This window comes from Nocardia sp. GTS18 (assembly GCF_013839555.1).
Lineage (GTDB): Bacteria > Actinomycetota > Actinomycetes > Mycobacteriales > Mycobacteriaceae > Nocardia > Nocardia rosealba.
In genome coordinates, this window is sequence record NZ_JACBIU010000001.1 from 617,284 (window position 1) to 625,958 (window position 8,675).

General features: G+C 67.7%; 9 protein-coding genes. 5 read left to right on the forward strand and 4 right to left on the reverse strand.

What is annotated here, in order from left to right; genetic code table 11:
* Positions 1-6: 6 nt before the first annotated feature.
* On the reverse strand, positions 7-1,143 hold the full coding sequence (locus HYG95_RS02995) for a hypothetical protein (RefSeq protein WP_181696438.1): 1,137 nt from the start codon (positions 1,141-1,143) through the stop codon (positions 7-9).
* Positions 1,144-1,217: 74 nt separating this feature from the next.
* Here HYG95_RS02995 and HYG95_RS03000 point away from each other — a divergent pair, with 74 nt between their 5' ends.
* Positions 1,218-2,129 (forward strand): RecB family exonuclease, encoded by a 912-nt coding sequence (locus HYG95_RS03000; RefSeq protein ID WP_181696439.1) that lies wholly within the window; start codon positions 1,218-1,220, stop codon positions 2,127-2,129.
* 270 nt (positions 2,130-2,399) lie between these two features.
* Here the strand turns inward: HYG95_RS03000 and HYG95_RS03005 are convergent, their stop codons facing one another.
* Complete coding sequence (locus HYG95_RS03005; protein ID WP_181696440.1) at positions 2,400-3,620, reverse strand: cytochrome P450; 1,221 nt, start codon at positions 3,618-3,620, stop codon at positions 2,400-2,402.
* Positions 3,621-3,714: 94 nt separating this feature from the next.
* Between HYG95_RS03005 and HYG95_RS03010 the strand changes: the two genes are divergently transcribed.
* Positions 3,715-4,563 carry a helix-turn-helix domain-containing protein gene (locus HYG95_RS03010; protein ID WP_181696441.1) on the forward strand — a complete coding sequence of 283 codons (849 nt, stop codon included), beginning with the start codon at positions 3,715-3,717 and terminating at the stop codon, positions 4,561-4,563.
* Between the two features lie 106 nt (positions 4,564-4,669).
* On the opposite strand, the gene HYG95_RS03015 is transcribed toward HYG95_RS03010, so the two are convergent.
* Positions 4,670-5,797 carry a YeiH family protein gene (locus tag HYG95_RS03015; protein ID WP_181696442.1) on the reverse strand — a complete coding sequence of 376 codons (1,128 nt, stop codon included), beginning with the start codon at positions 5,795-5,797 and terminating at the stop codon, positions 4,670-4,672.
* Positions 5,797-5,931 carry a hypothetical protein gene (locus HYG95_RS24635; protein WP_255494933.1) on the reverse strand — a complete coding sequence of 45 codons (135 nt, stop codon included), beginning with the start codon at positions 5,929-5,931 and terminating at the stop codon, positions 5,797-5,799. Before HYG95_RS24635 ends, HYG95_RS03015 begins: the two co-directional genes overlap by 1 nt.
* A 256-nt stretch (positions 5,932-6,187) precedes the next feature.
* Between HYG95_RS24635 and HYG95_RS03020 the strand changes: the two genes are divergently transcribed.
* The 3 genes from HYG95_RS03020 to HYG95_RS03030 all read left to right on the forward strand — a co-directional run.
* On the forward strand, positions 6,188-6,595 hold the full coding sequence (locus HYG95_RS03020; protein WP_181696443.1) for an SseB family protein: 408 nt from the start codon (positions 6,188-6,190) through the stop codon (positions 6,593-6,595).
* Positions 6,592-7,212 carry a hypothetical protein gene (locus HYG95_RS03025; protein WP_181696444.1) on the forward strand — a complete coding sequence of 207 codons (621 nt, stop codon included), beginning with the start codon at positions 6,592-6,594 and terminating at the stop codon, positions 7,210-7,212. The genes HYG95_RS03020 and HYG95_RS03025 overlap by 4 nt, the downstream gene beginning before the upstream one ends.
* 3 nt (positions 7,213-7,215) lie before the next feature.
* The coding region (locus tag HYG95_RS03030; protein ID WP_370465658.1) for a putative T7SS-secreted protein at positions 7,216-8,675 on the forward strand (1,460 nt) is incomplete at its 3' end.

Sequence of the window (8,675 nt, forward strand, 5' to 3'; positions counted from 1 at the left end):
GGTCAGCTATTTCGCGGCAGTGAGCACGCGGTGCTGTTCGGCGAGGAGGGAGTGCGCTTCGGCTTCGGTGTCGGCCGGGACCTGCGCGACGTAGCGACCGACCGACACCAGGCATGCCCAGCTGCTCTCGTCGGTCTCGGCCCAGCAGACCGATCCGGGGACGGCCGTCGGGGCAGCCGTCGACTTCCATTCCCGATCGGAACCGAACTCGGCGGTGTCGGCCGCGAGCAAGGCCGCCGCGCCTGTGGCGTCGGCGGCGCGGTAGACGATGCTGCCTTCGACGCCGAACGCGCTCACCCCGACCTTGTCGAACAGCGCGCGGGCCGCCTGCTGGTCGTCGGCGTAATGCGCCGCGGCGTGCCTGCCGAAGGCTCCCCGGCTCGCACCGCCCTTGCCGACGGCGAGTGCGTGGATCCCGGTGGGGTCGTAGGGGACTTTCGCCAGCTCGGCGACCGGGGTGGCCGCGAAGGAATCCAGTTCGGGGCGTTGATGTTCGAGCGCGGCGCGGACGATCTTCCCGATCCCGGGGAGCGCACCGTTGCTCATCCGGGTGAACACCACGTACTCCCGGTGCGGGGTGAAGGCCATGCCGTCCAGCCTGCCGCGGTTCGTCATGGTGACGACCCGGCTGTCCGGCGCTTCCGGCAGGTCGGTGACCACCCAGTCACCGGATTCGAGCAGACCGCTCTGTGTGGTCGCGGCGGTGGCCAGGGCGTCGGCCGCCCTGGTCGCGGACGCGCTGTCGGGGAAACGCAGGATGCCGTGGGTGAGCCACTGGGTATCGGCGCTCGTCTCGCCGCCGTTGGAGCGCTGGACGGCGAAGCCGGTGATCAGGCCCTCGGCCGCGGCGGCGGCGCTCACCGCGTTGTTGTGGCCCGCCATGATCGTGAGCATCGGCTCGGTGAGGACACCGAGCGGTCCTCGGCGCACGAAGGTCGGGTCGATATCGGAGCCGAGGGTCAGCGTGTCGGCCATCCGGAAGCCCTCGGCGAGTTTGCCGGTCCGCAAATCCTGCTCGGAGCTGGTCGCGGTGGTCGTCGGTGCACTGGCCGATGTACTCGTGGCCACAGGCGGCAGTTGTTCCTCACAAGCACTGAGCATGATCATCGCGGCCACGGCCGCCCCCACCCGGATCGTTCGCATTCGGCGATCTTGACAGACACCGCCCCGATGGACGAATCGTGAACCTGTCGGTAGGTGCCGTTACCGTGGCGAACATGTCAGTGCCCCTGTCCGCGTCGATCGCCGACGAGACCTCTGCCGAACCGGTCACCCGGTCGCGTCCGGCGTTGTCTCCTTCGCGCGCAGCCGATTTCAAGCAGTGCCCGTTGAAGTACCGGTTGCGGGCGATCGATCGGGTGCCGGAACCACCCACGCGCGCGGCCGTTCGCGGCACGGTGGTGCACGCGGTGCTCGAGGACCTCTTCGGGTTACCCGCGGCCGAGCGTGGGCCCGACCGGGCGGCCGAGCTGGTTCCCGGCGCGTGGGAGCGGGTGCGGGCGGGCCGGGAGGGGCTCGACGAGCTGGTGGCGGCGGGCGGTCCGGAGGCGCTGTTCGATGAGGTGCGCCGCCTGGTCGCCGGGTATTACGAGCTCGAGGACCCCACCCGTTTCGATCCGGACGGTCTGGAGGAGCGGGTGGAGGTCGACCTCGACGGTGAGATCCCGTTGCGCGGCTTCGTCGACCGCATAGACGTGGCGCCCAACGGTCTGCTGCGCGTGGTCGACTACAAGACCGGCCGCGCGCCCGGCCCCCAGCACGAGGCCCGCGCCCTGTTCCAGCTCAAGTTCTACGCCCTGGTCATCCTGCGCACCCGCGGCATCCTCCCCGCACAGCTACGCCTGATCTACCTCGCCGACAAGGTACTGCTCACCTACACCCCCGACCGCGAAGAACTCGACCGCTTCGCCCGCATCCTCACCGCCCTGTGGCAAGCCATCCTCGACGCGGGCCGCACGGGCGACTTCCCACCCCAACGCAATTCGATGTGCCGCTACTGCGACTTCCACGCCCTGTGCCCGGAATTCGGCGGCACCCCACCCCCGTACCCCGGCTGGCCGACCCGAGACGCCACCACCACCGACATCGACCTCGGCCTCCCCCTGGTCCGCACCCCCGAAGACGTCTGATCCCGCTCGACGATCGCGCCACCGAAGATCCTCGAGCCCGCTTTAATTTCAGGCCCGACGGCACAGTTGGATGGCTCAGGTCACGGTTCGGCTGAATTCAACGCAGGCGGCGTTCCTCTTCTTCTTCCAGCCTGCGGCGTTCTTCCTCGCGCTCGACCTGTTCCTTTTCGATCTTCTCTTCGTGTTCGTCCTTGTTCGACATGTGTTCGCCCCGATCCGTTGTTGTCCGGACAAAACCAAGGTTCAGCCTACGCGCCAGGATGTCGCAGGTCAGGAAGCCGTTCGGTTCCAGCGGACGCGCAGGGCGGTGGGGCCGCGGAGCGCGGTGCCCACCTGGCTGGTCACGGTGGCGTCCTCGGCCGCCGCCGCATCGGCCAGCCGCAGATCGGGCAGGCGGGTGAGCAGAGCGATCAGGGCGGTGCGGAGTTCGGCCAGCGCCAGCCAGCTGCCGAGGCAACTGTGTGGGCCCTGTCCGAACGAGAGCATGGTGGTGGCGCGGCGGGAGATGTCGAACTCGTGTGGCGCGGGGTATTTCGCCGGGTCACGGTGAGCGGCGTTGACGGCGAACAACATCGGGGTGAGGGCGGGAATGTCGAGACCCTGCCAGTGGGTGTCCCTCGGGCAGGCGCGAGGCAGCAGCCCGACCGGTGGTTCCCAGCGCAATCCCTCCCAGATCGCCCACTCTGCCTGGTCCGCCGGATCGGCCGTGACCAGGGCGAGCTGGTCCGGATGAGTCAGCAAGGCGGACAACGTATTTCCCAGAGCCAACATGGTGGTGTCGGCGCCCGCCGGGAACAGCAGCCGTAGGAAGGCGAGTATCTGATCGTCGGACAGGGTGGTTCCCTCGACGCTCTCGGTGACCAGCTTCGAGATCAGGTCCGCACCGGGCTCCTCGCGCCGGGCCGCGATGATCGGCAGCACATGGTCGGCGAACTCTCGCGAAGCCCGTTGTGCGGCAGCGGGATCCAATGGGAAATAGAACAGGTCGTGCGCCCAGCGCAACACCGTCGCCTCGTCGCCGACGGGCAGACCGAGCAATCTGCTGATCACGAGAACCGGGTAGCGCGTGGTGAATTCGGCCACCAGGTCGGCAGCGCCGAGATGAGCGAAGCGGTCGATCACCTCGTGGGCGACCGGCGCGAGGAGCGGTTCGATCCAGCCGCTCACCAGACTGCGCCGGAACGGTGGGGCGACGATGGCCCGGTTCACCCGGTGTTCGTCGCCGGTCATGCACTGCAAGGTGCGGCCGAGCACCGGTTCGGTGGTGAGCGAGTACACCGCCTGCGCCGGGAAGGTCTCCTCGTCCTTGAAGGCCGCAGACACCAGGTCATGGGTGAGCAGCAGCACCGCACGCGTCCCCGCGAAGGGGACGATCGCGTACGGCCGGCGGGCCCGCAGGTCGGCCAGCACACGGTGCAGGTCGGGCGTGTCCTGGAAGGCGAAGTCGATGTCGGTGATGTCGAGAGAGTCCAGGAGCGACGAGTGCGGCATAACATTCCTCCGGACACGAATATTCGTGTCGTCGAATCGGATTTTCGGCACGCGGACGCTAGACGACCGCGTCGGGAAGAACAAGAGGGAATGCGTGACCGCGTCACCACCGACCGATCGGGTCGTCTCCGTCGTCGAGCTACTCGCCGCCGAGGCACCACTCACCGCCGCGAGCGTCGCCGACCGGCTCGCACTGAGCCGGTCGACGGTCGCCGCCATCCTCACCACATTGGAATCGCGTGGCTGGGCGCTGCGTTCTCGCGACCTGACCTACCGGCTCGGGCCCGCGTTCCCCACCGCACACCGGGCAGCCGCACCCGCAGGCGCGGACGCCGCGTTGCGCGAGCTGGCCCGCCGGGTCGGGTGTGGCGCCGCGCTGGCGGTGGTCTCGTCGACCTCGATGACTTTCGTCGGCCTGGCCGCCCATCACGGCCGGGTGCCCGCCGGGATCGAGGTCGGTGCCCGCGTGCCGCTGCGCGCTCCCGCAGGCGCGAGTGTCATCGCGTTCTGCGCCCCGGAACGGCAGCGCGCGTGGCTAGCCACCGCCGACCCCGGCCGACGCGATGAACTGACCACCGCGCTCGCCGAGATCCGCTCCGCCGGACTCGCGGTCTGGGGCATCGACCCCGCCGACCTCGCCACCCTCGATGTGCTCGCCGAAGTAGCAGGCCACCTGGCACATTCACCGGCTTCCGGACCACTACGCCGTCGCGTCCTCGGCCTGCTCGGCGACCTCAGCGGCTACCCCCACACCGCCCCCGACCTGGCCGCGGCGGCACCGTTACCCATCGCCTACCTCGCGGTACCGGTGTTCGATCGTGACGAGGTGCCGCGCTGGGAACTGCAGATCGGGCCCCTGCATCCGGCGGTCTCCCGTGGCGACCGCGAGTTGTACCGCACAGAACTGCTCGCCTGCGCCCAGAAGCTCGGCGCCGCGACCTGACCGCGCAGAGCACCCTGGCCGTCCTTGCTCAGCCGCCGACGGGCTCGGCGCTGCCGGCGGATGCAGCCCCATCTGGACCCGCCGCGCGAGCAGGCGTTCGACCAGGTCAGGCCGCGAAGTCACGGAACAGCAGCACCGAAAGGCCGAGTCCGGCGGCAAGGTTCACCAGCACCGCCGAACCGAAGACGGCGATCGGCCGCCACCCGGCCTCGCGCAATCCGCGCAGCGAGAATTCCAGGCCGATGGACACGAAGGCCAGGATCAGGAACCAGGTCCGCAGGTCGTTGACGATCGCGATATGCGCGGCACCGGTCTTCTTGTCGACCGATTGCAGGTACAGGGTGCCGATGATCGACGCGGCGACGAACCCGAGCACGAATTTCGGGAACCTCGCCCAGAATTCACCGAGGCTCGGGCGCGCGGCACCCGGCGTGCGGTCCACCCGGAACGCGAACCACGCGGTGAGCGCGATCGCGACGAGTCCGATCAGCGCGTTCTGCGTCGTCTTCACGATCGTCGCGATCTGCAACGATTCCTCACCCGCGAGCGCACCGGCGGCGGCCACCGCCGCCGTGGTGTCGATATTGCCGCCGATCCACGCACCCGCGACCGCATCGGAAAGCCCGAGAAGGTCAGCGAGCCAAGGCAGCAGGAAGATCGACGGCAGCGCGAAGATGATCACCAGCGAGGCCGCGTACGCGATCTGTTCACGCCGCGCCTGCACCGCCCCGGCCGCCGCGATGGCCGCGCTCACCCCGCAGATCGACACCGCGGACGACAGCAGGGCGCGCAGTTTGTCGTCGAGCCCGAGCACCCCACCGAACCACCAGGTGAATCCGAAGACGATGGTGATCAAGGCCAGCGCCTGCACGATCGCGGGCGCCGCCGCCGTCACCAGAATCTTCAGATTGACGGAGGCACCGAGTAGCACCACGCCGGTCTTGATGAAGAACTCCGTCCGGAACCCGGCCGAAAGCCGTTCGCGCAGACCGAGTTTGCCGAGCACCACGTTCCCGATCAGGCCGATCGCGATCGCGTACACCGGGTACTCGATGGTCTTCGCGACTCGCTTCAACGGCGTGTCGGCTGCCCACTGCGGCACCTGCGTGTCGAAGAATCGCGTCAGCGCGCCGAGCACGAGCACAAGGAGCACCCCGGCGGCGATATCGGTAGAAGTGGCGCGCGTATTCCCCTGCACCGCCGCGGTTTCGGACGTGGTCTTCACCTCCGCCATCACGGCACCAGCCAATCGGGAATCGCCCCCACCAGCACGAGACCGATCAGCACGAGACCGACAACGGTCGCCGCCCAATCCTCGTTCCACCTGAAAGCACTACCCGGCCGCGGCTCGGTCTCTGCTTGCGACACTGTGTCTCCTTGCGTTCCTCATCGAGAACCGCAAACTAACCGCGCCACCCGCTCGCACACACCGATTACACTCACCCTGAACCGATCTCGACCGATCGACCGCCGAGCTCACGACCTCGGCATTCACCCCCGTCTCCGACGGAATCGCGCGAATTGTGCGACAGACCCCTGGATTCCGGGACTCCCTACGACGGCCGTCATTCGCGTACACTGCCGTTCGAGAGTGAAGAACGGGGTGCGGGGGAGGTTGCGTCGGATGACCGATGGCGACGGCAGGGAACGCCTCCACGCCGAAATAGCAGCCTTCTACGCGGGCTTCGGGCAGCCGGACGCGTTGCTCGCCGCGTTTCGGCAGGCCGCCCTGTTGGTTCCACTCACCGCCGAGAACCGGGTCTTCTTCCTGCCGTTGGGTGGTGTCGACTGGTTGTGCGCGTTCACCAGCGTCGAGGAATACGCCCGGTTCGTCGCCGCGCGCGATCGCCTCGACAATGCCGTCGACCAGGACAAGGACTACCGCTACCACTGGATTTTCGGGCGGCGCCTGCGCGACTACCTGGATACGCGCGACGAACCCGCCGGAATAGCGATCGACATCGTCGGTTCCGCGCCGATGGCGTTTCCACCTGATCTCACCGAACACGCGACAGACGGGGGCATGCGATGACCACATTGAAAGTCGACCCCGCGGTGCTGCAACAGGCCGCGACGGGCATCGACGACACCATCGGTCAGCTGTCGGAGATGGGGATCGGCGAGACCGGCAATATGGGCCGGGGATTCGCGCTGCTCACGATGTCCACGCTCGAGGCGGGCAAACAGACGGTACAGAAGACCTTCGAGGAATTCACCGAGCGGTGGTCGTGGGGTGTGCGCGCATTGGTGCAGGCGGGCAACTCGATCGCCCGCACACTGGGATTGGCGGCGGGCCGCTACGACGAGATGGAAACCAAGTCCGAGGACACGCTGAAGACGATGTGGACGCATATGGCGGGCAATCCACATCTGTCGGGTGAGGAGATCACCAAGCGTTCCTGGGGTGAGACGTTCGCCGACAATTCGTTCAACCACATTCGCAACGCTGATTACAGCGTGAAGTCCTTTCAGGACGCCGGCCAGCACATTCAGACCAATATGAAGGTCATCGAGGCGGTCGGACCGCAGGCGTACGCGAATATCAGTCCGGTGACCGGCAGCCTACTCACCGGTGAAACTCCCGGCTGGAATACCGGTGCGGCCGAGCGAGCCGCGGAGATCATGAAGAAGGAGCAGGGGGGCCAGTAGTCCGTGGGGATCGGCGATTTCATCGACAAAGTCGGCAGCGCGATCGAAGACGGTGTCGAGAATGTCGTCGAGGGTGCGGGCCAGATCATCGACGACGGCCTGGATGTAGTCGGTGACGCGGCCAAACACGTCGGGCTGGAGAAATTCGGTAATGCGCTCGACGATCTCGGCGACAACATCGCCTCCGCGACCGGGGGCGACGTCGAAGAGGAAGAGCTGGGCCGGACCGAGGACCCCAAAGAGCTGATCCTGGGCGAGCCGTCCGAAATCGGTTCCGCCGCCGAGACATTGACGAAGATGGCCGAGGCGATCGAATCGACCGGTCAGGCGCTGCAGAAGATCGATGCCACCGAATGGACCGGTAAGGGCGCCGACGCGTTCAATGCCGTCTACGACAAACAGCCGAAACTCTGGTTCGACGGCGCCGACGCGATGGCGGCCGCGGCCGAGGCACTGAAGGCCTGGCAGAACGAGGTGAAGGCCGCCCAGGACAAGGCCCAGACCGCCATCGACCGGTGGAAAGCGGCCGATGCCGAAGAACGTCGGCAGAAAACCTGGTGGAACGGTCTGACCGGCGAGCAGCAACAGGCGAATCCGCTCATCGATACCTGGACGTCCATTCGCAACGAGGCGCGCGAAATCCTGCGCGGCGCACGGGTGCAGCGTGACAACGGCGCATCGATCGCGGTCGGCGCGATCGAGACAGCTACCGAGCGGGCGCCGAAGGAACCGCCGTTCAGTGAGCGGTGGATCGCCAATATTTCCGACCTCAAAGGGGTGCTCGACCACGCTGCCCTGAATTTCACCGCCGGATTCCTCACCGCTATCACCGGAATGGTGCAATTGGTGCGCCAGGTGAATCCGACCGATATCTACAACATCACCCATCCCGCCGACTACGCCAAAGGGTTGTCCGATCTGGGGACCGGACTCGTTGTCGCCGTAGCCGATCCGGGTGCGGCGGTCGACGCCATCCTCAAAGAGGCAAGGGCCAACCCGTTCGAATTCGCCGGGTCGCTGGCCCCCGACCTCATCCTCACGGCCGCGACCGGTGGTGGTGGCAGTGTGAAGACCGCGATCTCCGCGCTCAAACGCGGCGCCGACGCGGGCAGGCGCGTGTCGGGCAATGGCGTCGACCCGAACCCCACTCCGACTCGGGCCCCGGAAACCCCGAGCCCGACCCGAGACGCCGACCCGCCAGGGCAGACCACGCCGCCTGAAGGTGCGGGTCTGCCGCAGAACGACCGGGGGTCCTCACCCGCTGAGGCGCGGCCCGTCGAGGCGGGCCCACAGCGCGAGGCCCCCACCCAGCGCACCGAGGACACCGGCGGTGGGCACTCGAGCGCGCCCGAGAACACCGAGCCGCGCCAGGCCGAGCCGGCACCACGAACGCAGCAGGACGAGCCGGCCCCGGCCGCCGAAAACCCGGGCACCACCCGCGATCCCGAGCCCACCCCCGAGGC